Below are 23,061 nucleotides of genomic sequence, written 5' to 3' on the forward strand. Positions count from 1 at the left end.
AGCCTAGGCGGACCCGGCGGGGAATAATCCGGCCCGTGCCTCGCTTGACGCCAGTAGTTCAAATTTGAAGGAAGTGGTCGGGCCGTCCGGCCCGGACACCGCCGCGGAGCAGGAGGACCACATGCAGTTCGGCATCTTCACCATCGGGGACGTCACCGAGGACCCGACCACGGGGCGCACCCCCACCGAGCACGAGCGGATCAAGGCGACCGTCACGATCGCGAAGAAGGCGGAGGAGGTGGGGCTGGACGTCTTCGCCACCGGTCAGCACCACAACCCGCCGTTCGTGGCGCCGGGGAACCCGCCGATCCTGCTGGCGAGCATCGCGGCGCAGACCGAGCGGCTGCAGCTGTCCACGGCCACCACCCTGATCACCACCACCGACCCGGTGCGCATCGCCGAGGACTACGCCTATCTGCAGCACCTGACCGACGGCCGCGTGGACCTCACCATGGGGCGGGGCAACACCGGTCCGGTCTATCCCTGGTTCGGCCAGGACATCCGCCAGGGCATCCCCCTGGCGGTCGAGCACTACAGCCTGCTCCACCGGCTGTGGCGGGAGGACGTGGTCAACTGGCAGGGCCGGTTCCGCAGCGCCCTGCAGGGCTTCACCTCGACCCCGCGCCCGCTCGACGGCGTGGCCCCGTTCGTGTGGCACGGCTCCATCCGCTCCCTCGAGATCCCGGAGCAGGCGGCCTACTACGGCGACGGGTTCTTCCACAACAACATCTTCTGGCCCGCCGAGCACACCCGGCGGATGGTGGAGTACTACCGGGCCCGCTACGAGCACTACGGCCACGGCGCCGCCGACCAGGCGATCGTGGGCCTGGGCGGCCAGGTGTTCATGCGCCGGAACTCCCAGGACGCCGTGCGGGAGTTCCGCCCCTACTTCGACAGGGCCCCGGTCTACGGCCACGGCCCCTCGTTGGAGGACTTCACGGCGCAGACGCCGCTGACCGTGGGCTCCCCGCAGCAGGTCATCGAGAAGGCCCTCGCGTTCCGCGACTACGCGGGCGACTACCAGCGCCAGCTGTTCCTGATGGACCACGCCGGGCTGCCGCTCAAAACGGTCCTGGAGCAGCTCGACCTGCTGGGCGAGGAGGTCGTGCCGGTGCTGCGCCGGGAGTTCGCCGCGCTCAAGCCCCCCCACGTCCCGGAGGCCCCGACCCACGCCTCGCTGGTGGCCCGCCACCGCGCCGGCCAGGACCCGGTGCCCGGCGGGACCGAGGACTCGCCCGCCGGGCGGGCCCGTGCCGCGCAGGGCACGGAGCCGACCGCGGAGAGGACGCACCGATGAGCGCCCGCGAGCTGACGGCGGCGCCGGGCGCCGCCGCGGCGCGCCCGCTCACCGTGGCCGTGGTCTCGGCGGGGATGTCCGACGCGTCCTCCACCACCCTGCTGGCCGACCGGCTCGCCGAGGCCGCCCGCAACGCCCTGGACGGGACCCCGGTGCGGATCGAGCGCGTGGACCTGCGCCCGCTGGCCCACGCCGTCGCCGACCACCTGCTCACCGGGTTCCCCGGTCCGCAGCTGCGGACCGCGCTGGAGACGGTCACCGGGGCGGACGCCCTGATCGCGGCCACCCCGACGTACCAGGCCTCCTACTCGGGGCTGTTCAAGTCCTTCTTCGACCTCGTCGCCGAGGGTGCGCTGGAGGACCTGCCCGTGCTGGTGGCCGCGACCGGGGGCACCGCACGCCACTCCCTGATGCTGGACACCGCCCTGCGCCCGCTGTTCACCCACCTCAAGGCGCTGGTGCTGCCCCTGGGCGTCTATGCGGCCACCGAGGACTGGGCCGGGGGATCGCTCGAGTCGCGCACCCGCCGGGCCGGTGCGCAGCTGGCGCACGAGCTCGCAGCGGGCAGGGGGCCGGGCGCGCGGGCGGGCGGCCGGGGCGCGGCCGGTGCGGTCGGGCCTGAGCCGGGCACCGGGTTCGAGGGCGTCCCGGACTTCGCGGACCTGCTCGCCCGGACCGGCCAGTGACCGTGCCGGAAGCCGGGCCCGGGCCGGAGACGGCCGCCCGACCGTGGGACGTGTGGCAGCTGTTCTTCGAGACCACTGCCCGGCTGACCACCGAGATCGAGGCCCGGCTCAAGGAGCACGGCTGCTCGCTCATGGACTACCAGGTGCTCCTGCTGCTGTGGAACGCCGAGGACCACCGGCTGCGGATGGGGGAGCTGGCCCAGCGGATGGTCTTCTCCCCGAGCCGGCTCAGCTACCAGATCGGCGTGCTCGAGAAGCGGGGCTGGGTGCGGCGCCGGCGGTGCCCGCAGGACGCGCGCGGCCTCGAGGCCGAGCTCACCGACGAGGGGCTGCGCGCCTTCCGCCGGCTGCGGCCCGCCCACGCCCGCGACGTCGAGGAGCTGTTCCTCCGTGCGCTCGAGGGCGACGACGCCGACCGGCTGGCCGCCGTCATGGACCGGCTGGCCCGCACGCTGGCCTGAGGGCGGGGTGCGGTGCGAGCGCCCCGGGCCGCACCGTCAGCGCAGCGCGGCCCGCACCCCGGGCCGGGCGGCCACCACGAGCCAGGCCACGTCCACGGCGGCCTTCAGCGCGCCCGTCACGAGGCCCGGCGAGGCGCCGAGGGGAACCGCGAGCACCAGCACGGCGTTGGCCAGGGTGGTCAGGAGCGCCATGGACGCGAAGACGATGCCGAGGATCCACCCCCACTGCCGCTGCTCGCGCAGCGGGAAGTACACCAAGGCGTAGAGCCCGGCGGTGAACCCGAAGCCGAACAGCAGCGACACGACGAGGACGATCGTCCCGAACGCCGGCCCCGCGGTCAGGCCGGTGTACTGCTCGGGCGCCGCCAGGAACCCCACGGCGCTGCCGAGGAGCGCGACCCCGAAGGACGCCACGGTCAGCCGGAGCAGCAGCCGCAGGTCGGGGGTCGCCGGGGGACGGGGCGGGCGGACCTTCGCGTAGGGCGGCGCACCGGGCGGCGGCGGGCCGCCGTGGCCCCGGGGCTCGTAGGGGTGCTGGGACATCGTCGGCGCCTCCTGGCACAGCGGACGGACACGGGCCGGGGGCCCGGACGGCCCCAGCACCGAACCTATCCGCCGGAATCGCTTTCGCGAACACCTCGCGGGCCGACCGCTCTTGTGCGGCGGACCGTGACGCCGGCACGCGCCCGGGCGGCCCGGCGCCCGGACCCGCTCAGGCCGCGGGGGGCCCGCCCGCAACGAGGGCCGCGGTCGCGGCCGCGATCGCCTGCTCCTCGTCGGTGGGCACCACGAGCACCTCCAGCGCGGAGTCCGGCGCGGAGATCCGGCGGACCTCCCGCGAGCGGGTGCCGTTGGCGTCCTCGTCGAGCACGACCCCGAGGGCGCCCAGCCGGCCGCAGACGCGGGCGCGGAAGGCCGAGGCGTTCTCCCCGATCCCGGCCGTGAAGACCAGCGCCTGCGCGCCGTCCACGGCCACGTGGTAGCCGCCCACGTACTTCGCCAGGCGGTGGGCGGCCATCTCCAGGGCCAGCTCGGCGCGCGCGTCACCGCGGTCGGCGGCCTCCTGGACGGCCCGCATGTCGTGGTCGCCGGCGACCGCCCGCAGACCGGACTCCTTGTTGAGCACGGCGTCGAGCCGCTCGGGGGTCATCCCCGGGTCCCGGCGCAGGACGGCGGTGACCACGGACGGGTCCAGGTCCCCGGTGCGGGTCCCCATCACCAGACCCGCCAGGGGGGTGTAGCCCATCGACGTGTCGTAGGAGGCGCCGTCCTTGACCGCCGTCACGGACGCGCCGTTGCCCAGGTGCGCCACCACGCAGCTGAAGCGCTCGCGCGGCACGCCCAGGAACTGCGCCGCCTGCCCCGTCACCCAGTCGTGGGACGTGCCGTGGAACCCGTAGCGGCGGATGCCCCAGCGCTCGTAGAACTCCTCCGGGACGGCGTAGCGCCACACGTGCTCGGGCATGGTGCGGTGGAACGCGGTGTCGAACACGCAGACCTGCGGCAGGTGGGGCCACGTCTTCTGCACGGCCCGCAGGCCGAGGACGGCGGCGGGGTTGTGCAGGGGCGCCAGCGGGACCAGCCGCTCGATGTCGCGGATGATCTCGTCGGTCGCGAGCACCGGCGCGGAGAAGCGCTCGCCGCCGTGGACCACGCGGTGGCCCGCGGCGTCGATGGTGCGCCCCTCCAGCTCGGCCTCGAGGCGCTCGGCCAGCAGCTCGAGCGCCTGCGTGTGGTCCTCGATCTGCGAGCTGCCGATGTTCTCGATCAGTCCGGAGGCCAGCACCGTCCCGCCGTCCTCGCCGGCCCCGAGCTCCCGGACCTGGTACTTGAGCGAGGACGAGCCGCAGTTGACGACGAGCACGAGCATGGAGGACTCCCTGGGCTGTGGGGACGATCGGGGGTGGTGGGTCATCCGCCCTGCGCCTGGATCGCGGTGATCGCGACCGTGTTGACGATGTCGTCCACGGTGCACCCCCGCGAGAGGTCGTTGACGGGCTTGCGCAGCCCCTGCAGCACCGGACCCACGGCCACGGCGCCGGCCGACTGCTGGACGGCCTTGTAGGTGTTGTTGCCGGTGTTGAGGTCCGGGAAGACGAACACGGTCGCCCGGCCGGCCACGGCGGAGCCGGGCAGCTTGGAGGCCGCGATCGAGGCGTCCACCGCAGCGTCGTACTGGATGGGGCCCTCCACCTCGAGCTCCGGGTCCGCGCCGCGCACGATCTCGGTGGCCGCCCGGACCCTGTCCACGTCCTCGCCGGAGCCGGAACCGCCGGTGGAGTAGGACAGCATCGCCACCTTGGGCGCCACCCCGAACCGGCGGGCGGTGCGGGCCGAGGCGAGCGCGATGTCGGCGAGCTGCTGCGCGTCCGGGTTGGGGTTCACGGCGCAGTCGCCGTAGACCAGCACGCGGTCCTCGAGGAGCATGAAGAACACGGAGGAGACGATCCGAGCGCCCTCGGAGGTCTTCACGAACTCCAGGGCGGGGCGGATGGTGTTGGCGGTGGTGTGCGCGGCCCCGGAGACCATGCCGTCCACGTCCCCCATCTGCACCATCATGGTGCCGAAGTAGGAGCCGTCGAGCATCCGCTCCAGCGCGGTCTCCTCCTGCACGCCCTTGTGGGCGCGCAGCCGCACGTACTCCCCGGCGTACTTCTCGCGCAGCGCCTCGTCGTGCTCGAAGTCCACGAGGGTCAGGCCGTCCTCGGTGAAGTCGAGGTTGATGCCTTCCGTCTGGCACAGCTGCGTGATCCGCCCGGGGTCGCCCAGCACCGTGAGGTCGCAGAAGTTGCGGCGGTGGATCATCTCGGCGGCGCGCAGGATGCGCGGGTCCTCGCCCTCGGGCAGCACGATGTTCTTCCGGTCCGCCCGGGCGGCCTCGACGAGCTCGTGCAGGAAGCGCAGGGGCGTGCGCTTGGCGGGACGGGGCAGATCCAGCCGGCTCACGAGCTCCTCGCCGTCCACCCGCCGGGCCCACTCGCCGAGCGCGGCCGCGACCTTGCGCGGGTGCGCCCCGGAGAGGGTGCCCCGGGTCCGGGACACCTCCCGGGCGGCCCGGTAGGTGTCCAGCCCGGTGGTCAGCACGGGGAACGGCGCCGCGGCGGTGAGCTCCCGGATCCGTCCCTCGGTGTCGAAGCCGCCCGTCAGCAGCATCCCCGAGGGGACGGGCAGGGCGGGGGACAGGGCGGAGGCCAGGGACGCGACGACGATGTCGGAGCGATCTCCCGGCGTGATGACGAAGTCGCCGTCGGCGAGCTGCTCGAGGTAGTGGCCCACGGTCATCGCGGCGATCTTCACGCCCTTGACGTCCCGGTCCAGGGAGACCGCGGACGGGCCGTCCCCGAACCCGTGCCGGTCCCGCAGCTCGGCCACGGTGGGCGCGGCGACCGCCTCGTTCTCGGCGATGACGTACACGGGCAGGCCCCGCACGCCGCGGGCGGCGTTGTGCTCGATCTGCTCCACCCAGTCGGGGCGGGCGCGGTTGACGATGACCGCGAAGATGTCGCACCGCACCTGGTTCAGCTCGGCGCGGGTGACCTCGATCGCGTTGAGCACGTCCTCGGGGCTCTCGGACTCGTCGGCGCCGATCACGGCCAGCACGGAGGCGCCCAGGTTGTTGGCCATCCGGGCGTTCATGTCGAACTCGGCGGTGGCCGCGTTGTGCGCGAGCAGGTCGGTGCCGTCCACCACGACCACGTCGCAGTGCCGGGCGATCTCGCCGTAGACGGTCACGGCCATCGCGTCGAGCTCGTCGTGGTTCCCGGCGGCGAGCAGCTCCCGGGTGCGGGCCAGGGAGATGCCGCCGCGGCAGCGCTCGTCCGGGAGGTCGAAGTTGCGCTTCATCAGCTGCACCATCGGGTCCTCCGGCGGGGTGTCCCCGAGGTGGACGGGCCGGAAGTAGCCCAGGCGGTCCGTCTTGCGGAACAGCGAGTCGGCCAGGCCGAGGGCCACGAGCGACTTGCCGGACTGCGGCGTCATCGCGCTGACGTAGATGCCTTGGGTCATGGTGGCGGGTCCTCCGGCGGTCGGGCTGGGTCCGTGCCCAGTCTAGGCCCGCCCGCCGGAGGGCCGGCCGGAGAATGTCCCTCCGGCACGTCCGTGCGCGGCGCGGGACCGTCGCCGCCCCCGGGGTTCACCACGCCGCCGCCGGGTGGGAGGATGGGGGCATGCTGGTTGCCTTCTCCGTCTCCCCGTCCGGTGGCGAGAACCCGAGCGGTTCCGTCCACGACGCCGTCGCCGCCGCCGTCCGCGTGGTCCGCGAGTCCGGTCTGCCGCACGAGACCGACGCCATGTTCACCACCATCGAGGGCGAGTGGGACGAGGTCATGGACGTCGTCAAGCGCGCCACCGAGGCCGTGGGCGACTACGGGCCCCGGGTCTCCCTCGTGCTCAAGGCCGACATCCGCCCCGGCCGCACCGGCGAGCTGCAGGGCAAGGTCGAACGCCTCGAGGCCGCCATCCAGCGGCAGGCGATCGAGTCCTGAGCGCTGCCCCCGCCGCGGCCCACCTGCGGGCCGCCGGACCGGCCCAGGCCGAGGCCTGGACCGCCCTGCACCTGCGCTGCCTGGACGAGACCTACCGTCCGCTCTTCGGCGACGCCTTCGCCGACCGGCAGCAGGCCGCGGCCGATCGCACCGCCGGCTACGACCGCGCCCTCCTCGCCGACCCGGACGTGCGCACCCTCCTCGCGGTCGACCACGACGGGGCCGCCCTCGGGCTGGTCTCGGCCGGCCCGGCCCCCGCCGCGTGGGAGGGTCGGGCCGGCGTGCCCGCGCCGCTGGTCCCGCTGCAGCTGTTCCAGCTCTACGTGCAGCGCGCCGCCCACGGCACAGGGCTCGGTGCCGCCCTGTTGGCGCACGCGATCGGCTCCGCGGGCGCCTATCTGTGGATCATGGACGGCAACGCCCGAGCCGAGCGCTTCTACGCCAAGCACGGTTTCCGGGCCCTGGCCGAGTCCTTCCCCGCCGGCGGGCCCTGGGCCGGGCAGCACATGCACCGCATGCTGCGGACGGGGGCCGCGTGAGCCGGGCGCCCCGCCGCTCGCGCACCGCGCCGGTGCCCGCCGGGCCCGCGGCCGGCTGCTACGAGATCTCGACCGGCACCGCCGAGCTCGTGCCCGACGCCTACGACCCCGGCTCCTGGGTGCTGCACGTCAACGGAGTCCCCTCCTCCCACGTGGACCCGGAGCACCCCGAACGGCTGGACTTCGAGTACATGCGCTGGATCGCCGCGGTCGTGGGCGCCCACGTCGGCGCCCACCTGGACCCGGCGCGGCTGCGGGTGCTGCACCTCGGCGGCGGCGCCTGCTCGCTGGCCCGGTTCCTCGCCCACGCCTACCCCGCGGCGCGCCAGGTCGTCGTCGAGCTCGACGGCCGGCTCGCCGAGCTGGTCCGCGAGTGGTTCGACCTCCCGCGCGCCCCGCTGCTGCGGATCCGGGTGGGGGAGGCCCGGGCCGTCACGGAGTCGCTGAGCCCCGCCACCCGGGACGTCGTGGTCCGCGACGTCTTCGCCGGCGCCGTGACGCCCGAGCCGCTCACCACGGTGGAGTTCGCCCGGCACGTGCAGCGCGTCCTGGCCCCGGGGGGGCTGTACGTGCTCAACTGCGGCGACACCCGGGACCTCGCCGGGGCCCGTGCCGAGCTCGCCGCGCTGTCCGAGGTGTTCGCCCACGTCGCCGCCGTGGCGGACCCCGCGATGCTCAAGGGCCGCCGCTACGGCAACATCGTGCTGGCCGCCTCCTCCGCGCCGCTGCCGCTCGAGGGCTCGCCGGCGGCGGCCGCGCTGGCCCGGGAGCTGCTCGGCGGCGCGGTGCCGGCCCAGTACAAGGACGAGGCGTGGGTGCGCTCGTTCACGGGCGGCACCCCGCCGCGCCGCGACCCGGAGGAGGAAAGCGGCCCTACAGCCTGATCCGGCGGGGCGTGCGCGCCGCGGCGGTGCGCGCCGGGTCGTGCGGGGTCCGTGCCGGGAGGCGGGGGCAGGAGCCCGCCCGGCACACCTCGTGCAGGGAGCCGCGCGCCCGGCACGAGGTGTGCCGCGAGCCCGCCGGCCTCAGCCCTGCAGCGCGAGCAGCGCGGTGCTGTCGGCCGCCGTGCCCGCCAGCTGCGGCGCCCACCCGTCGTCGCCCCCCAGGTAGGTGCGGGCCGTGAAGCGGTCCTCCTCCCCGGCCGGCAGCTGCGGCCGGTCGGGGGTGACCTGCGCCCCCGGGCCCCGGTTGTGGTGCTCGGCGAAGCGCGCCTCGCGCCACGAGAAGCCGCTCATGTCCGTCCACGGGCTCGCCGAGACGTGGGCGCCGAGCCACGAGTCGCGGACCAGGACCTGCGCGACGGCCCGCGGATCCCCGCCGGGGTGCCACGGCCGGCCCAGGTGCACGGTGCCCGCGGTCGCCCCGGACGTGAAGCGGCACCGGTCGAAGAGGTAGCCGTGCGCGATGCCGAGGTCCTGGCTCCCCGCCGTGACGTAGCCGTTGTTGGTGGCGGAGCCGCGGTCGAGGGACCGGATCTCGCAGTCCTCGAAGACGGCCGTGCCGCGGCCGAAGACGAAGTCGACGTCGCCCTCGACGTAGCAGCGGTCGAACCAGGACCTCGCGACCACCCCGCTCGCCGGTGAGTTGACCAGCAGGGTGTCCTGGTTGCCGAGGAGGCGCACCCCCGACAGGACCGCCCGGTCGCCCGTCAGGTGCAGGGCCACGGCCTGGCGGTTCTTCAGCTCCGGGTGCGCGGCCTCGTCGAAGTCGTTGCCGAACGTGAGGTTGCGCGCCACGAAGTCCGCCCCGTCCACCCGGGCGGACGCGCTGCCGGAGGTGCCGAACGGCCCGCTCCCGTCGGGCTTCACGGTGCCGGAGGCGTTGTCGTACACCAGCACCACGTCCTCGGGACGCTCGCCCATCCCGACGAGGGAGATCCGGGGCTTGCCCGACGGCACGCGCAGGACCTCCCGGTACTCCCCGGGCTGGATCCGGATCACCGTGCGGCGGGCACCGCCCGGCTCCGCCGCGTCCACGGCCGCCTGCACGGTCCGGAACGCCCGGCCGGGGCCGACCTCGAGCACCACGGGGGTGTCCACGGGGCGCTCGCTGGGCCAGTGCATCAGGGCCAGCGGATCCGTCACGGCGTCGAGCTGCGGGAACCAGCCCGGCGGCACGATCCGCTTCGACCGCAGCTCGCGCGCGACCAGCCGGGCCACCGCCAGGGCGCCGAGGGCCTGGAAGTGGGTGTTGTCCGCGGAGCCCTGCGGGTACTGCGGGTGCTCCCCCGGGGCCAGGTGCAGGAAGTGGGAGGTGGTCCCCTCCGGGCCGAGCCGCTGCCACAGCTGCTTGGAGGAGTCGGTCAGATCCACCAGGGGCGTGCCGGTGGACGCGGCGAGCTCGCGCACCGCCTGCGGATAGGCGCCGTGGGTGTCCCGCGCGGCCCCGAAGGAGTCGAAGCGCCGGCGCTCCACGGGGGTGACCAGCACGGGCTGCGCCCCGCGCGCCGCGGCGCCGTCGACGTAGCGGCGCAGGTACTCCTCGAAGGTCGAGCCCGGCAGGGTGCCGCGGGCCGGGTCCTCGACCTTCTCGTCGTTGTGGCCGAAGGAGATCAGCAGGTGGTCGCCCGGCTGCAGCAGGGACAGCGCCCGGTCCAGCAGCCCGGCGTCCGCGTAGCTCTTGGAGGAGGCCCCGGACCAGGCGAGGTCGAGCACGCCGGCCTGGGGGCCCAGCAGCAGGGGCAGGGCCTGGCCCCACCCGGCGCGCGGGCGCTCGGAGTGCTGGTACGCCGAGGACGTCGAGTCCCCGACGACGAGCAGCACCGGCCGGTCCCGTCGCTTCCCGGCGGCGCCGGAGGCCGGCGGCGCGGCGAGGGCCGAGGAGGCCGGGGCGCCCGTCAGCGCGGCGGAGCCCGCCGCCAGGGCGAGCGCGGTCAGGACGGTGCGGCGGCTCGGCGCCCCGACGGCCCTCACCGGTCGCCGCCGGTGCTCAGGACCGGGCCCGCGCTGCGCTCGAGCAGCGCCGGAACGGCCTGGGGGGCGTGCACCTTGGTGCGCAGCACGGGCGCCCAGCTGGTGTCGTGGGCCAGGCGCTCCGACGCGGGGACGGCGGCGTTGTAGGCGGCCCGGAGGTCGACCTCCTTGCCGTTCACGGTGTTGTCCAGGGTCGTGATGACCGAGCCCTTGTACCGGGCGACGACCTTCGCCGCGTCCGTGCCGGCGGGGAGGGTGAACGCGTTGGCCTCGGCCCAGAGGTGGGACTCGATGCCGGCCCCCAGCGAGTACCCGTAGGGCACGGAGCTGTCCTCCGAGACCTTGTAGTGGTTGTTGTAGACGTCCACCTGGCCGTAGCGCACCCGGGGAGCCCGCTGCCCGACGTCCTCGAACACGTTGTGGTGGACGGTCACCCGCAGCCTGCCGGGATCACCCCGGTCGGCGGAGTCGGTGGAGCCGATGAGCATCAGCTTGTCGTGGTCGGTGAACCGGTTGTAGGACATGGTGACGAGGTCCGACCCGTTCGTCACGTCGACCGCGCCGTCGTGCACCTGGTAGGGGGCGCCGAAGTAGGAGGGCTGCTCGCTGTCGAGGTTCGGGGCGTCGGTGAACTCCGAGTGGTCGATCCACACGCGGGTGGCGCCGTTGATGACCTGGAGCAGGTCGTACTCGCTGTTCCAGGCCCCAATCCTCCCGTCGCCCGGGTCCCAGGCGGGGAAGCAGTCGAAGGAGTCGCGGAACGTCAGGTTCCGGACGATGACGTTCTCGGCCCCGTTGATCCGCAGTGCCGCGCCGCGGATCTCGCTGTCCGCGCCCGCGCCGACGATCGTGGTGTTGCTCGGGATGTCCCAGCGGATGGTCCGCACCTGGTTCCTGGCCGCGGCGCGGCGGGCCTCCTCCGGCGCCCCGGCCGGGTCCCGGTCCCGGCCCCACGTGGCGGGGTCGTAGGCCTCCAGGTACTGCTCCAGGGAGTAGCCGGTGCCCGCCGCGTAGTCCTCGCAGCTCAGCGGGGAGCCGTCCGGGGCGGTGTTGGCGTCGATGGTCCCGTGCACGCGGACGATCTTCGGGCGGTCGCCCGCGGCCTTGAACGCGGCCAGCAGCTCGGCCCTGTCCGTGACGTCGTAGACGTCGGCGGACGCCGCGGCGGAGCCGCCGGTCGTGCCGGCGCCCAGGGACGCCCACCCGTCGTCCTCGGGCAGGACCTGGCGCTCGAGCGGGACGCGGGCGGTCCGGGCCGCGGGGTCGGCGAGCGCGCCGGGGGCGGCCGCCGCGGGGGCCGCTGCGAGGAGCGCGGCCGTGACGGCCACGGCGGTGGGGATGGACAGGTGCGCAGTGCGTTTCCGCATGGTTCCTCTTCCGTCATGGGGACGCCCTGGGGGAGGTGAGGCAGATGTGATGGGGGTCACGGGCGGGCGTTGAGCAGACGGTATCAGAAAGCGCTTTCCCGGAGAAGGTGCGGAGGCGTCCGGGGCGTTGCGGGGATGGCGTCCACGCCCCGTCGCCCGGCTGCCGCCGGGGACCCGCCACCGTCGTCGTCCCCCGGGGTGCCGGCCGGGGCGTCCGCGGAGGGGCGCGGGACGTGCTGGTCGGTCATGCGCGGGCCTCCTGCGGGCGGGTGCCGCGGCGGGCGGCGGTGCGGGGGACGAGCTCGAGGGTGCGGGACAGCGGGGTGCGCAGGGTGGTGGCGGAGTCCAGCAGGTAGTTCTGCCGCACCCGCCACGGGCGCCGGTCGCCCTGGCGGGGGAAGGCGCCGATGGCGCGCTGGACGTAGCCCGACCTCAGGTCCAGCAGCGGCTGCTCGGTCATGCCCCGGGGCGCGCGCGGCACCACGGCGCCGCCGTCGTGGCGCTCCAGGTGCCGGAGCACCTTGCACACCAGCCGGTGGGTGAGGTCGGCGCGCAGGGTCCAGGACGCGTTGGTGTAGCCGAAGCACACCGCGAAGTTCGGCACGCCGGTGAGCATCGCGCCGTTCCACACGAACTGCTCGGACAGCTCCACCGGCGTCCCGTCCACGGTCAGGGCGATCCTGCCGAAGGGAAGGAGTCGCAGGCCCGTGGCGGTGACCACGAGGTCGGCCTCGAGGACGCGGCCGCTGCTCAGCCGCACTCCCTCGGGCACGAACGCGTCGATCATGGCCGTGACGACCTCCGCCCGCCCCTGCTTCAGTGCCTCGAACAGGTCCGCGTCCGGCACCGCGCACAGCCGCTGGTCCCACGGGTCGTAGGACGGGGTGAAGTGCTCGGCCACGAGTTCCTCGGAGCCCAGGATGCGCGCGGCCCGCGAGGTGAAGAACTCCCGGGCCGCGGCCGGGCGGCGGCGGCAGAACTGGTACACGGCCGTGCTGAACAGGATGTTCTTGGCCCGGATCACCCGGTGGGCGAGCCCCGCGGGCAGGGCCCGGCGCAGCGCGTCGGCCAGCCGGTCCCGGCCGGGCACGGCGCTGATCCACGTGGGGGAGCGCTGCAGCATCGTCACGCTCGCGGCGTCCCGGGCCAGGGTCGGCACCAGGGTCACGGCGGTGGCGCCGCTGCCGACCACCAGCACGCGCCGGCCGGTCCAGTCCAGGTCCTCGGGCCAGAACTGCGGGTGCACCACCCGGCCCCGGTAGTCCGCCAGGCCGGGCAGCAGGGCGTCGTGGCCGCGGTCGTAGTCGTAGTAGCCGGCGCACGAGTACAGGAACGAGCACGTCATGGTGCGCTCGTGGACGGTGCCGTCCTCGTCCCGGACCTCGAGGCCGAGGCTCCAGCGCTGCTCGGCCCCGGACCAGTCGGCCCGGACCACCTTGGTGCGGAGGCGGAGGTGCCGGTCGATGCCGAACTCCTCCGCGGTCTCGTGGAGGTAGGCGAGGATCGAGGGGCCGTCCGCGAGCGCCTGCGCGTCCCGCCACGGCTTGAAGGAGTAGCCGAGCGTGAACATGTCGGAGTCGGAGCGCACGCCCGGGTAGCGGAACAGGTCCCAGGTCCCGCCCAGGTCGTCCCGGGCCTCCAGCACGGCATAGGACAGCTGGGGGCACTCGGTCTGCAGGCGGTAGGCCGCGCCGATGCCGGACAGGCCGGCTCCGACGACGACGACGTCCCGGTGGTCGACCCCGCCGGTGAACCCACCGGTGAACCCACCGGGAGGCTCACCGGGGGGCTCGCCGATGGGCTCAGCGGGGGACCCGCCGGATCGCCGCCCGGGGACCTCGCCGGGGGGTTCGCCGGGGACCTCGCGGGGCGGCTCGCTGGCGGCGGAAGGTGCAGGCATGGTTCCAGGATCGCCCGGCGCACCCGTGAAGACTTGACGCTGCACGACGATTGCTTGACCCTGGGCGACATGACGGTCATCCGGTCCGCGGGCCTGCGCGGCTTCCGCGCCGCGGTCGCGGAGCTGGGCGGGGACGCCGAGGCCCTGGCCGACGCCGCCGGCCTGCCCCGGGCGGCCCTGGACACCGACGACCTCCTGGTCCCCGAGCGGGCCGTCGGCCGGGTGCTCGAGACCGCCGCGCGGGAGCTGGGCTGCCCCGGCCTGGGACTGCGGGTCGCCGCCCGGCAGGACCCGGGCGTGCTCGGTCCGCTCGCGCTCGCCGCCCGCCACTCGGAGACCGTGCGCGACGCCCTGGAGTGCGCGTCCCGCTACCTGTTCGTGCACGCCCCCTCGCTCGAGCTGGCGCTGGTCCGGGACCCCTACGGCGCCCGCGGGGTCACGGCGGTGCGCTACGGCGGGCCCGCGCCGGCCGCCCGGGGGGACGGGCACGTCAGCCCCCAGGGCACCGACCTCGGCCTCGGCCTGCTGCACCGCGCCCTGACCTCCCTGGTGGGCGGGCGCTACGGACTGCGCGCGGTCGAGCTGGACCACCGGCCGGCGGCGCCGCTGCAGGCCTACGAGGAGTTCTTCGGGGCGCCCGTGCGCACCGGCCGCCCCGAGGTCCTCCTGCGGATCCCCACGAGCACGCTCGCCCGGCCGCTGCACGGGGACGCCAGGGTCCGGCAGGTGGCGCTCGCCTTCCTGGACGCCCAGCTCCCCGGGCCCGGCGCCGCGTGGGCGCCCCGGGTCCGGGGCGTGCTGGTGCAGCTGCTCGGCACCGCGGCCCCGGAGCTGGAGGCCGTGGCCCGGGTGCTGGACCTGCACCCCCGCACCCTGCAGCGCCGGCTCGCCGAGGAGGGCACCACCTTCGCCGCCGTGCTCGACGAGGCCCGGCGCAGCGCGGCCCTGCGCTGGCTCAGCACGACGGACGTGCCGCTCAGCCAGATCGCCGGACTGGTGGGCCTGTCCGAGTCCTCGGCGCTGACCCGGTGCGCCCGCCGCTGGTGGGGCGCGCCGCCGCGGGACGTGCGCCGTGGCGTGGCCCGCGCCGGCTGAGCGTGTCGCCCGTCGTCAACTTCCTGTCGCGCCGGGTCAAGCGCGTGACCGTGGGGGCGCACCACACTGGAACCCGGAACCCCTCGCCCGATCCCAGGAGCAGCCCGTGTCCCCCTCCGCACCCTTCCGTTTCGCCGGCGCCACCGCGGTGCTCACCGGCGCGGCCGGCGGCATCGGCGAGCAGCTGGCCCACGGGCTCGCCGCCCGCGGCTCCCACCTGGTGCTCCTCGACCGGGACGAGCCCCGCCTGGAGGACGTCGCGGCCGCGATCCGCCGGCGGCACCCGGAGGTGCGGGTGCGCACCGTCGTGGCCGACCTCGCCGAGCTCTCCGCGCTGCCCGGGGTCGCCGAGCAGATCCTGGCCGAGGACCCGCGGATCGACCTGCTGGTCAACAACGCGGGGGTCGGCCTCGGCGGCCGCTTCGAGCAGGTCTCCGCCGAGGACTTCGACTGGGTCATGGACGTCAACTTCCGGGCGCCCGTGGTGCTGACCCGCCTGCTGCTGCCGGCGCTGCTGCGCACGCCCGACAGCCACCTCGTCAACATGTCGAGCCTCTTCGGGCTCGTCGCGCCCCCCGGGCAGGTGGCCTACTCCTCGAGCAAGTTCGCGCTGCGCGGCTTCAGCGAGGGACTGCGCCACGAGCTCTCCGGGCGGGTGGGCGTCACCGTGGTGCACCCCAGCGGCGTGCGCACCGGCATCGCCCGGTCGGCCCGGCTGCCGGAGGGCGGGGACCTCGACCGGGCCCGGCTCCAGCGGGAGAGCTTCGACGCCCTCCTGACCTATCCCGCGAACCGGGCCGCGGAGGACATCCTGGGTGGGATCGCCCGTCGCCGGCCCCGCCTGCTGGTCGCCCCGAGCGCCGTGGCGCCGGACCTGCTCGCCCGGATGCTGCCCGGCTCCTACTGGGCGGTCGTCGGGCGGGCCGCCGGGGTGCTGCAGCGCCTTCCGCGGCGACGGCGCCGCGCCTAGGCTGGCGCCATGACCAGCACGCTGTCCGCCATCGCCATCGACTGCCGCGACCCCGAGGCCCTCGCCCGCTTCTGGTGCGCCGCCCTGGGCTACGTCGTCCACGGGGAGGCCGAGGGCTTCGTGGGCATCGTGCCCGCCCAGGGCAGCGGCCCGCACCTCGACTTCGTGCTCGTCCCCGAGCCGCGGACCGTCAAGAACCGGCTGCACCTCGACCTGCGCGCCGTGGACACCGACCAGGGCTCCGAGGTCGCCCGCCTGGAGTCCCTCGGGGCCCGCCGCGTGGACGTGGGGCAGGGGCCCGAGGTGACCTGGGTGGTGCTGGCCGACCCGGAGGGCAACGAGTTCTGCGTGCTCTCCGACCTCCCGGACGAATGAGCCGGCGGGCTCAGCCGGCCACGCCGTCCACGTAGTACCACCGGCCGCCCTCGCGCCGGAACCGGGAGTTCTCCCGCTGCGTCCCCCGGGCCCCGCCCGCTCCGCGCCAGAAGGCGGTGAAGTCCACCCACCCCTCGTCGTCGAAGGGGCCCCCGCCCGTGGTGCCGTGGACGTCGAGCCGGTGCCAGCGCACGCCCGGGTCCAGCTCCACGGACGCCGGGCGCGTGCCCGGGTGCCACGTGGTCAGCAGGTAGGCCCCGTCCCCGGCGGCGAAGGCGCTGAACCGCGAGCGCATGAGCAGCTCGGCCGTGGGCGCCGGGCGGCCGCCGTGGAAGCGCCCGCAGCACGCGCCGTAGGTCTCCCCGGTGCCGCAGGGGCAGCGGGCGTCGTCGTCGATCATGCCCCCGATCCTCTCACCGTGCTGCAGCCTCGGTGTGGAGCGGGGGTCAGGCCATCCAGCCCTCGACCACGCCCTTGCCGAAGAACACCACGAAGGCCGCCGCCACCACGTACATCAGCGGGTGGACCTCCTTGCCTCGGCCCTGCACGAGCCGGATGAAGACGTAGGAGACGAAGCCCGCGCCGATGCCGTCCGCGATCGAGTAGGTGAACGGCATGACCGCGAAGGTCAGGAATGAGGGCACGGACAGGCCCCAGTCGTCCCACTCGATGCGCACGACCTGCTTGGCCATGAGGAAGCCCACCACGACCATGGCCGGGGCCACGGCCTCGAACGGCACCACGTTGACCAGCGGGGTGATGAACATGGCGAGCAGGAACAGCACGCCGGTGACCACGTTGGCCAGGCCGGTGCGGGCGCCGTCGGCGATGCCGGTGGAGGACTCCACGAAGATCTGGTTGGAGGACACCGAGCCCGCGCCGCCGGCGATCGCCCCGGCGGCGTCCACGAGCAGGATCTTGTCCACGTTCTGGATCTGCCCGTTGCGGCCGACGAGCCCGGCCTGCTGGGAGAGCCCGACCATCGTGCCCATCGCGTCGAAGAAGATCGAGAGCAGGATCGTGAAGATCAGCAGCGCCGCGGCGAGGGCCCCCAGGCTCTGGAACGCCTCGAGCGGGGCGGCCGAGCCCACGAGGGACAGGTCCGGCAGCGCCACGAACGAGGTCGGGGCCGCGGGCACGACGAGCGCCCACCCGGTGGGGGCGTCCACGGAGGAGCCGGACGGCACGAGCGCCTCGAGCACGTGGGCGAGGACCGTGGTGGCGACCACGGCGATCAGGATCGCGCCGCGCACGTTGCGGACGATGAGGGCCAGGGTCAGGAGCAGGCCGACCACGAACGTGAGCATGGGCCAGCCCAGCAGCGTCCCGCCGTCGCCGAGCTGCACGGGCACGGTGGTGCCGGCGGCGTCCGGGATGCGGCGCACGAAGCCGGAGTTCACGAAGCCGATCAGGGCGATGAACAGGCCGATGCCCACCACGATGGCGGTCTTCAGGGACGCCGGCACGGCGTTGAACACGGCGGTGCGGAAGCCGGTGAGCACCAGGACGAACATGATCAGGCCCGCCCACACCACCAGGCCCATCACCTGGGGCCACGTGAGCTCGGGGGTGGTCACGATCGTCACGGCGAGGAACGCGTTGACGCCGAGGCCCGTGGCGATCGCGAAGGGCGCGCGGGCCACGACGCCCATGAGGATGGTCAGCACGCCGGCCACGAGCGCCGTCACGGCCGCGACGCGCTCGCCGCCCAGGACGTTGCCGGCGCCGTCCGGGCCGTAGCCCAGGATCAGCGGATTGAGCACCACGATGTAGCTCATCGCGATGAACGTCGCCACGCCGCCGCGGACCTCGCTCGTCACCGAGGAACCGCGCTCGCTGATCTTGAAGAAGCGGTCCAGGCCGTTGCGCGGCGGACCGGAGGGGGTCTCGGTGGAGACGGAAGCGGAGGATGCCATGGTGGTCCTTCAGGCACTCGACGGGAGGGGGCACGACTCCATGTGGAGGGCTCCCGGGCGGACAGCGGCACCGGCGTGCCACCGGGACGACACTACCTCCCCGCGCCCGGGCGCGTGCGGGCCCCGGCCCGCACCGTATTGCACAAATCGCTCCGCATGTCCACCCCTGTGTCCTGTCACGACGCTTCATGGCGCTTTGTGACGACCGGCGTGACTGGGCTGCGGGACGCGCGAACAATCAATGGCATGACACAGACGACGCGCGCGCCCCGCGCTGCCCGGAAGCCGAAGCCCGAGGGGCAGTGGAAGGTCGACGGCCGGGACCCCCTGAACCCCAACGAGGTCTTCAAGCAGGCCGACGACGGGCTCAACGTGCGCACCCGGATCGAGGAGGTCTACTCGAAGCAGGGCTTCGCCTCGATCGACCCCCAGGACCTGCACGGACGCTTCCGCTGGTGGGGCCTCTACACCCAGCGCAGGCCGGGCATCGACGGCGGGCGGACGGGCTCGCTGTCCGACGCCGAGATCGAGGACGAGTACTTCATGATGCGCGTCCGGCTCGACGGCGGGGCCCTCACCCGCGAGCAGCTGCGGGTGCTCGGGCAGATCTCCGCTGACTTCGCCCGGGACTCCGCCGACATCACGGACCGGCAGAACATCCAGTACCACTGGATCCGGGTGGAGGACGTCCCGGAGATCTGGCGCCGGCTCGAGGACGCGGGCCTGGACACGATCGAGGCCTGCGGCGACGTGCCGCGCGTGATCCTGGGCTCCCCCCTGGCCGGGATCGCGGAGGACGAGATCATCGACCCCACCCCCGTGATCGAGCGGATCAAGGCCACCTACATCGGCAGCCCGGAGTTCTCCAACCTGCCGCGCAAGTACAAGACCGCGATCACCGGCCACCCGTCCCTGGACGTGGTGCACGAGATCAACGACTGCGCCTTCGTGGGCGTGGTCCACCCCGAGCTCGGCCCCGGCTACGACCTGTGGGTCGGCGGCGCGCTGTCCGTGGTCCCGCACCTGGGCAAGCGCCTCGGCGCCTTCGTGACCGAGGAGCAGGCCCCCGAGGTGTGGAAGGGCGTCACGAGCATCTTCCGCGACTACGGCTACCGCCGGCTGCGCAACCGTGCCCGGCTGAAGTTCCTGGTCCAGGACTGGGGGCCCGAGAAGTTCCGCCAGGTGCTCCAGGACGAGTACCTCGGCTACGAGCTGGCCGACGGGCCGGCCCCGGAGAAGTCCGCCGTGCCCGGCGACCACGTGGGCGTGCACCGGCAGAAGGACGGCCGCTACTACATCGGCGTGGCACCCCGCGTGGGCCGCGTCTCCGGGGCGAAGCTGCTGGCCCTGGCCGACGTGATGGCGAAGTACGGCTCGGACCGGCTGCGCACCACCCCGCACCAGAAGCTCGTGGTCCTGGACGTCGAGGAGGCCGACGTCGAGAACGTCGTCGCCGAGCTCGAGGCCCTGGACCTGCAGGCCCGGCCCTCCGCGTTCCGCCGCTCCACGGTGGCGTGCACCGGCATCGAGTACTGCAAGCTGGCGATCGTCGAGACCAAGCAGACGGCCTCGGACACCATCGACGAGCTCGAGCGGCGGCTCGGCGACATCGAGCTGCCCCAGCCGATCTCCCTGCACGTCAACGGCTGCCCCAACTCCTGCGCCCGCATCCAGACCGCGGACATCGGGCTCAAGGGACAGCTGCTGCCCACGGACGACGGCGGGCAGAAGCCCGGCTACCAGGTCCACCTGGGCGGCGGGCTCACCGACGACATGCGGGCCGAGGCCGAGCTGGGCCGCACCGTCCGCGGGCTGAAGGTGTTCCAGGACGATCTGGCCGACTACGTGGAACGGCTGGTCCGGCGCTTCATGGACCAGCGCGCCGAGGACGAGACCTTCGCCGAGTGGACCCGCAGGGTCGAGGAGAGTGAACTCGCATGACCAGCACCGACACGGGCACCCGCCCCGCGCTGCGCGACGAGCAGCAGCTGCGTGACCTCGCGGCGGCCGGCGCCGCCGCGCTGCACGCCGAGCTTGACGCCGAGGGCCGCGTGCCCGCTGAGGGCGAGGCGTCCACCGAGGAGGCGATCCGCTGGGTCGCCGAGAACTTCGACCTGCGCAACGTCACCGTGGCCTGCTCGATGGCCGACGCCGTGCTCCCGGCCCTGGTCGCCGAGCAGCTGCCCGGCGTGGACGTGCTCTTCCTCGAGACCGGCTACCACTTCCCGGAGACCATCGGCACCCGGGACGCGGTGGCGCACATGCTCGACATCACCGTGGTCGACGCCCTCCCGGAGCTGACCGTGGCCGAGCAGGACGAGAAGCACGGCAAGGACCTCTTCGCCCGCGACCCCGGCCTGTGCTGCGCGATCCGCAAGGTGGCACCGCTCAAGAAGTCCCTGGAGGGCTACGAGGTGTGGTTCACCGGCGTGCGCCGGGACGAGTCCTGGACCCGCACCAACGCCCCGATGGTGACCTTCGACGAGGCCCACAAGCTCGTCAAGGTCAACCCCATGGTGCGCTGGACCCTCGACGAGCTGGTCCAGTGGTCGCAGGACCACGGCGTGCCGACGAACCCGCTGATGGCGGAGGGCTACCTCTCCATCGGCTGCGCCCCCTGCACGCGGCCCACCGCCCCGGGCGAGGACCCGCGCGCGGGCCGCTGGGCCGGCAAGGACAAGATCGAGTGCGGGATCCACCTGTGAGCGCACCCACGACGACGGAGACGAACGTGACCACCCCGACCACCGCCCCGGCCCCTGCGCAGGCCGGCGTGCACAGCAGCCTCGACGCGCTCGAGGCCGAGTCCATCCACATCCTGCGCGAGGTCGTGGCGGAGTTCGACCGCCCCGCCATGCTGTTCTCCGGCGGCAAGGACTCGGTGGTCATGCTGCACCTGGCCGCCAAGGCCTTCTGGCCCGGGCGGATCCCCTTCCCGGTGCTGCACGTGGACACCGGCCACAACTTCCCGGAGGTCCTCGACTTCCGCGACCGCACCGTGGAGCGGCTGGGCCTGCGCCTGGTCGTGGCGAGCGTGCAGGACTACCTCGACGACGGCCGGCTGCTCGAGCGCGCCGACGGCACCCGCAACCCGCTGCAGACCCTCCCGCTGCTGGACGCCATCGCGGACAACAAGTTCGACGCCGTGTTCGGCGGCGGCCGCCGCGACGAGGACAAGGCCCGCGCGAAGGAGCGGATCCTGTCCCTGCGCGACGAGTTCGGCCAGTGGGACCCCCGCAACCAGCGCCCCGAGCTGTGGAACCTCTACAACGGCCGGCACACCCCCGGCCAGCACGTGCGGGCGTTCCCCATCAGCAACTGGACCGAGCTGGACATCTGGCGCTACATCGAGCGCGAGAACATCGAGCTGCCGCCCATCTACTACGCCCACGAGCGGGACGTGTTCCGCCGTGACGGGATGTGGATGGCTGTGGGCGAGTTCTCGGCGCCGGCCGGCACCGAGGCCGTGGAGCGGCAGACCGTGCGCTACCGCACCGTGGGGGACATGTCCTGCACCGGCGCCGTGCTCTCCGGGGCACGGACCGTGGCCGACGTGGTGGCCGAGGTCGCCGTGTCCACGCTCACCGAGCGCGGGGCCACCCGCGCGGACGACAGGATCTCCGAGGCCGCCATGGAGGACCGCAAGAAGGACGGGTACTTCTAGACATGACTTCCCCCAGCACCGCGACCGGGCCCGCCCTCGTGGCCGAGCACGTCCCCACGATCGACCCCGGCTCGCTGTTCCGCTTCGCGACCGCCGGCTCCGTCGACGACGGCAAGTCCACCCTGGTGGGCCGGCTGCTCCACGACGCCAAGGCCATCCTCGCCGACCAGCTCGAGGCCGTGGGCCGCACCTCCGCCGAGCGCGGCTTCGGCGGCGGCACGGGCCGGCTCGACCTCGCCCTGCTCACCGACGGCCTGCGCGCCGAGCGGGAGCAGGGGATCACCATCGACGTGGCCTACCGCTACTTCGCCACGGACCGCCGCTCCTTCATCCTCGCCGACTGCCCCGGCCACGTGCAGTACACGAAGAACACCGTCACGGGCGCCTCGACGGCCGACGCCGTGGTGCTCCTCGTGGACGCCCGGCACGGCGTGGTCGAGCAGACCCGGCGGCACCTGGCCGTCGTGTCGCTGCTGCGCGTGCCGCACGTGGTGGTCGCCGTGAACAAGATCGACCTCGTCGGCTACGACCAGGAGGTCTTCGACCGGGTCGCGGCGGACGCCACGAGCATCGCCGCCCGGCTGGGCGTCGAGGACGTGCACGTGGTGCCCGTCTCCGCCCTCGAGGGCGACAACGTGGTGGAGCCCTCCGCGCGGACCCCCTGGTACTCCGGGCGGCCGCTGCTGCGGGTGCTCGAGGAGCTGCCCACGGTGGACGAGTCCGGCCGCGGCACCGCCCGCCCCTTCCGCTTCCCCGTCCAGTACGTCATCCGCCCGCAGGGCGGCACGGCGCCGGGCGCGGACGCCGAGGCGCTGCGCGACTACCGCGGCTACGCGGGCCAGATCGCCTCCGGCACCGTCGCGGTCGGGGACGAGGTCGTGGTCCTGCCCGCGGGCCGGCGCACCACGGTCACCGGCATCGACGTGGCGGGCACCGCGCCCGCCCCCGGAGCGCCCCTGCCCGGCGAGCAGCTGACGGAGGCCGCGGCGCCCCTGTCCGTGACCCTGCAGCTGGCCGACGACATCGACATCGCCCGCGGCGACCTCGTCGCGAGCGCCGACGACGAGCTGCCGGAGCCGGTCCGGGACCTCGTCGCCTCGGTCGCCTGGCTCGGCGAGCGGCCCCTGCAGCCCCGCGCCCGGGTGCTCGTCAAGCACGGCGCCGCCACGGTCCAGGCCATGGTCGTCGAGCTCGAGGGGCGGCTGGACCTCGAGGAGCTCGTGCTCCGGGACGCGGCCACCCTCGAGCTCAACGACATCGGGCGGGTCCGGCTGCGGCTGGCCTCCCCGCTGCCCGTCGACCCCTACGACCGGCTGCGGCGCACCGGCGCCTTCCTGGTCGTCGACCCGGCCACGGGCAACACGCTCGCCGCCGGGCTCGTGCGGGACGCCTGAG

At 74.2% G+C, this 23,061-nt stretch carries 21 protein-coding genes; 13 read left to right on the top strand and 8 right to left on the bottom strand.

Features of this window, described 5'->3' with window-relative positions; translation table 11 throughout:
• Positions 1-121 precede the first annotated feature (121 nt).
• Genes ABD220_RS14890 through ABD220_RS14900 form a run of 3 tightly spaced genes read left to right on the top strand, consistent with a single transcriptional unit; the run spans position 122 to position 2,444 of the window.
• Positions 122-1,297 carry an LLM class flavin-dependent oxidoreductase gene (locus ABD220_RS14890; protein WP_344123848.1) on the top strand — a complete coding sequence of 392 codons (1,176 nt, stop codon included), beginning with the start codon at positions 122-124 and terminating at the stop codon, positions 1,295-1,297.
• The gene (locus ABD220_RS14895) at positions 1,294-1,983 is read left to right on the top strand and encodes a CE1759 family FMN reductase (RefSeq protein WP_344123850.1); all 690 of its coding nucleotides are present in this window, start codon (positions 1,294-1,296) and stop codon (positions 1,981-1,983) included. Before ABD220_RS14890 ends, ABD220_RS14895 begins: the two co-directional genes overlap by 4 nt.
• Complete coding sequence (locus ABD220_RS14900; protein WP_344123851.1) at positions 1,980-2,444, top strand: MarR family winged helix-turn-helix transcriptional regulator; 465 nt, start codon at positions 1,980-1,982, stop codon at positions 2,442-2,444. Before ABD220_RS14895 ends, ABD220_RS14900 begins: the two co-directional genes overlap by 4 nt.
• A gap of 36 nt (positions 2,445-2,480) precedes the next feature.
• Here ABD220_RS14900 and ABD220_RS14905 read toward each other — a convergent pair whose 3' ends face one another.
• The 3 genes from ABD220_RS14905 to pta form a co-directional block, all read right to left on the bottom strand.
• Positions 2,481-2,987, bottom strand: a complete 507-nt coding sequence (locus ABD220_RS14905) for a hypothetical protein (protein ID WP_344123853.1) — start codon at positions 2,985-2,987, stop codon at positions 2,481-2,483.
• 169 nt (positions 2,988-3,156) lie between these two features.
• On the bottom strand, positions 3,157-4,314 hold the full coding sequence (locus tag ABD220_RS14910; protein WP_344123855.1) for an acetate/propionate family kinase: 1,158 nt from the start codon (positions 4,312-4,314) through the stop codon (positions 3,157-3,159).
• 41 nt (positions 4,315-4,355) lie between these two features.
• Positions 4,356-6,449 carry a phosphate acetyltransferase gene (gene pta / locus ABD220_RS14915; RefSeq protein ID WP_344123857.1) on the bottom strand — a complete coding sequence of 698 codons (2,094 nt, stop codon included), beginning with the start codon at positions 6,447-6,449 and terminating at the stop codon, positions 4,356-4,358.
• Between the two features lie 161 nt (positions 6,450-6,610).
• Here pta and ABD220_RS14920 point away from each other — a divergent pair, with 161 nt between their 5' ends.
• The 3 genes from ABD220_RS14920 (at position 6,611) to ABD220_RS14930 (ending at position 8,351) form a co-directional block, all read left to right on the top strand.
• Positions 6,611-6,928, top strand: a complete 318-nt coding sequence (locus tag ABD220_RS14920) for a thiamine-binding protein (RefSeq protein ID WP_344123859.1) — start codon at positions 6,611-6,613, stop codon at positions 6,926-6,928.
• Between the two features lie 80 nt (positions 6,929-7,008).
• On the top strand, positions 7,009-7,467 hold the full coding sequence (locus tag ABD220_RS14925) for a GNAT family N-acetyltransferase (RefSeq protein ID WP_344124785.1): 459 nt from the start codon (positions 7,009-7,011) through the stop codon (positions 7,465-7,467).
• Positions 7,464-8,351: a spermidine synthase gene (locus ABD220_RS14930; protein ID WP_344123860.1), complete on the top strand. Its 888-nt coding sequence runs from the start codon at positions 7,464-7,466 to the stop codon at positions 8,349-8,351. The genes ABD220_RS14925 and ABD220_RS14930 overlap by 4 nt, the downstream gene beginning before the upstream one ends.
• A 141-nt stretch (positions 8,352-8,492) precedes the next feature.
• Here ABD220_RS14930 and ABD220_RS14935 read toward each other — a convergent pair whose 3' ends face one another.
• From ABD220_RS14935 to ABD220_RS14945, 3 genes are all read right to left on the bottom strand, one after another.
• A complete protein-coding gene (locus ABD220_RS14935) occupies positions 8,493-10,379 on the bottom strand; it encodes a pectinesterase family protein (RefSeq protein WP_344123862.1) in 1,887 nt (628 codons plus the stop codon).
• Complete coding sequence (locus tag ABD220_RS14940; RefSeq protein WP_344123863.1) at positions 10,376-11,746, bottom strand: pectate lyase family protein; 1,371 nt, start codon at positions 11,744-11,746, stop codon at positions 10,376-10,378. The genes ABD220_RS14935 and ABD220_RS14940 overlap by 4 nt, the downstream gene beginning before the upstream one ends.
• Before the next feature lie 244 nt (positions 11,747-11,990).
• Positions 11,991-13,646 carry a flavin-containing monooxygenase gene (locus ABD220_RS14945; protein WP_344123865.1) on the bottom strand — a complete coding sequence of 552 codons (1,656 nt, stop codon included), beginning with the start codon at positions 13,644-13,646 and terminating at the stop codon, positions 11,991-11,993.
• Positions 13,647-13,679: 33 nt separating this feature from the next.
• Between ABD220_RS14945 and ABD220_RS14950 the strand changes: the two genes are divergently transcribed.
• From ABD220_RS14950 to ABD220_RS14960, 3 genes are all read left to right on the top strand, one after another.
• The gene (locus ABD220_RS14950; protein ID WP_344123867.1) at positions 13,680-14,741 is read left to right on the top strand and encodes an AraC family transcriptional regulator; all 1,062 of its coding nucleotides are present in this window, start codon (positions 13,680-13,682) and stop codon (positions 14,739-14,741) included.
• Positions 14,742-14,847: 106 nt separating this feature from the next.
• Positions 14,848-15,711, top strand: a complete 864-nt coding sequence (locus ABD220_RS14955) for an SDR family NAD(P)-dependent oxidoreductase (RefSeq protein ID WP_344123869.1) — start codon at positions 14,848-14,850, stop codon at positions 15,709-15,711.
• A 9-nt stretch (positions 15,712-15,720) separates the two neighbouring features.
• Positions 15,721-16,086 carry a VOC family protein gene (locus ABD220_RS14960; protein ID WP_344123871.1) on the top strand — a complete coding sequence of 122 codons (366 nt, stop codon included), beginning with the start codon at positions 15,721-15,723 and terminating at the stop codon, positions 16,084-16,086.
• Positions 16,087-16,096: 10 nt separating this feature from the next.
• On the opposite strand, the gene ABD220_RS14965 is transcribed toward ABD220_RS14960, so the two are convergent.
• A complete protein-coding gene (locus ABD220_RS14965) occupies positions 16,097-16,486 on the bottom strand; it encodes a YchJ family protein (RefSeq protein WP_344123873.1) in 390 nt (129 codons plus the stop codon).
• A 46-nt stretch (positions 16,487-16,532) separates the two neighbouring features.
• Positions 16,533-18,002 (bottom strand): NCS2 family permease, encoded by a 1,470-nt coding sequence (locus ABD220_RS14970; RefSeq protein WP_344123875.1) that lies wholly within the window; start codon positions 18,000-18,002, stop codon positions 16,533-16,535.
• Between the two features lie 246 nt (positions 18,003-18,248).
• Between ABD220_RS14970 and ABD220_RS14975 the strand changes: the two genes are divergently transcribed.
• From ABD220_RS14975 to ABD220_RS14990, 4 genes are read left to right on the top strand one after another with little or no spacing between them, the layout of a single operon-like run.
• Positions 18,249-19,943: a nitrite/sulfite reductase gene (locus ABD220_RS14975; RefSeq protein ID WP_344123877.1), complete on the top strand. Its 1,695-nt coding sequence runs from the start codon at positions 18,249-18,251 to the stop codon at positions 19,941-19,943.
• Positions 19,940-20,707 (top strand): phosphoadenylyl-sulfate reductase, encoded by a 768-nt coding sequence (locus tag ABD220_RS14980; protein ID WP_344123878.1) that lies wholly within the window; start codon positions 19,940-19,942, stop codon positions 20,705-20,707. Before ABD220_RS14975 ends, ABD220_RS14980 begins: the two co-directional genes overlap by 4 nt.
• Positions 20,708-20,733: 26 nt before the next feature.
• Positions 20,734-21,666 (top strand): sulfate adenylyltransferase subunit CysD, encoded by a 933-nt coding sequence (cysD, locus tag ABD220_RS14985; protein WP_344123881.1) that lies wholly within the window; start codon positions 20,734-20,736, stop codon positions 21,664-21,666.
• 2 nt (positions 21,667-21,668) lie between these two features.
• Positions 21,669-23,060: a sulfate adenylyltransferase subunit 1 gene (locus tag ABD220_RS14990; protein WP_344123883.1), complete on the top strand. Its 1,392-nt coding sequence runs from the start codon at positions 21,669-21,671 to the stop codon at positions 23,058-23,060.
• Position 23,061: the final 1 nt, after the last annotated feature.

Source organism: Kocuria aegyptia, assembly GCF_039530085.1.
Classification (GTDB): Bacteria; Actinomycetota; Actinomycetes; order Actinomycetales; family Micrococcaceae; genus Kocuria; species Kocuria aegyptia.

Coding starts and splice junctions, on each gene's coding strand:
- ABD220_RS14920 (WP_344123859.1), top strand. CDS start 6,611: ATGCTGGTTGCCTTCTCCGTCTCCCCGTCCGGTGGCGAGAACCCGAGC.
- ABD220_RS14975 (WP_344123877.1), top strand. CDS start 18,249: ATGACACAGACGACGCGCGCGCCCCGCGCTGCCCGGAAGCCGAAGCCC.
- ABD220_RS14990 (WP_344123883.1), top strand. CDS start 21,669: ATGACTTCCCCCAGCACCGCGACCGGGCCCGCCCTCGTGGCCGAGCAC.
- ABD220_RS14890 (WP_344123848.1), top strand. CDS start 122: ATGCAGTTCGGCATCTTCACCATCGGGGACGTCACCGAGGACCCGACC.
- ABD220_RS14940 (WP_344123863.1), bottom strand. CDS start 11,746: ATGCGGAAACGCACTGCGCACCTGTCCATCCCCACCGCCGTGGCCGTC.
- ABD220_RS14965 (WP_344123873.1), bottom strand. CDS start 16,486: ATGATCGACGACGACGCCCGCTGCCCCTGCGGCACCGGGGAGACCTAC.
- ABD220_RS14970 (WP_344123875.1), bottom strand. CDS start 18,002: ATGGCATCCTCCGCTTCCGTCTCCACCGAGACCCCCTCCGGTCCGCCG.
- ABD220_RS14960 (WP_344123871.1), top strand. CDS start 15,721: ATGACCAGCACGCTGTCCGCCATCGCCATCGACTGCCGCGACCCCGAG.
- pta (WP_344123857.1), bottom strand. CDS start 6,449: ATGACCCAAGGCATCTACGTCAGCGCGATGACGCCGCAGTCCGGCAAG.
- ABD220_RS14910 (WP_344123855.1), bottom strand. CDS start 4,314: ATGCTCGTGCTCGTCGTCAACTGCGGCTCGTCCTCGCTCAAGTACCAG.
- ABD220_RS14895 (WP_344123850.1), top strand. CDS start 1,294: ATGAGCGCCCGCGAGCTGACGGCGGCGCCGGGCGCCGCCGCGGCGCGC.
- ABD220_RS14945 (WP_344123865.1), bottom strand. CDS start 13,646: ATGCCTGCACCTTCCGCCGCCAGCGAGCCGCCCCGCGAGGTCCCCGGC.
- ABD220_RS14905 (WP_344123853.1), bottom strand. CDS start 2,987: ATGTCCCAGCACCCCTACGAGCCCCGGGGCCACGGCGGCCCGCCGCCG.
- ABD220_RS14980 (WP_344123878.1), top strand. CDS start 19,940: ATGACCAGCACCGACACGGGCACCCGCCCCGCGCTGCGCGACGAGCAG.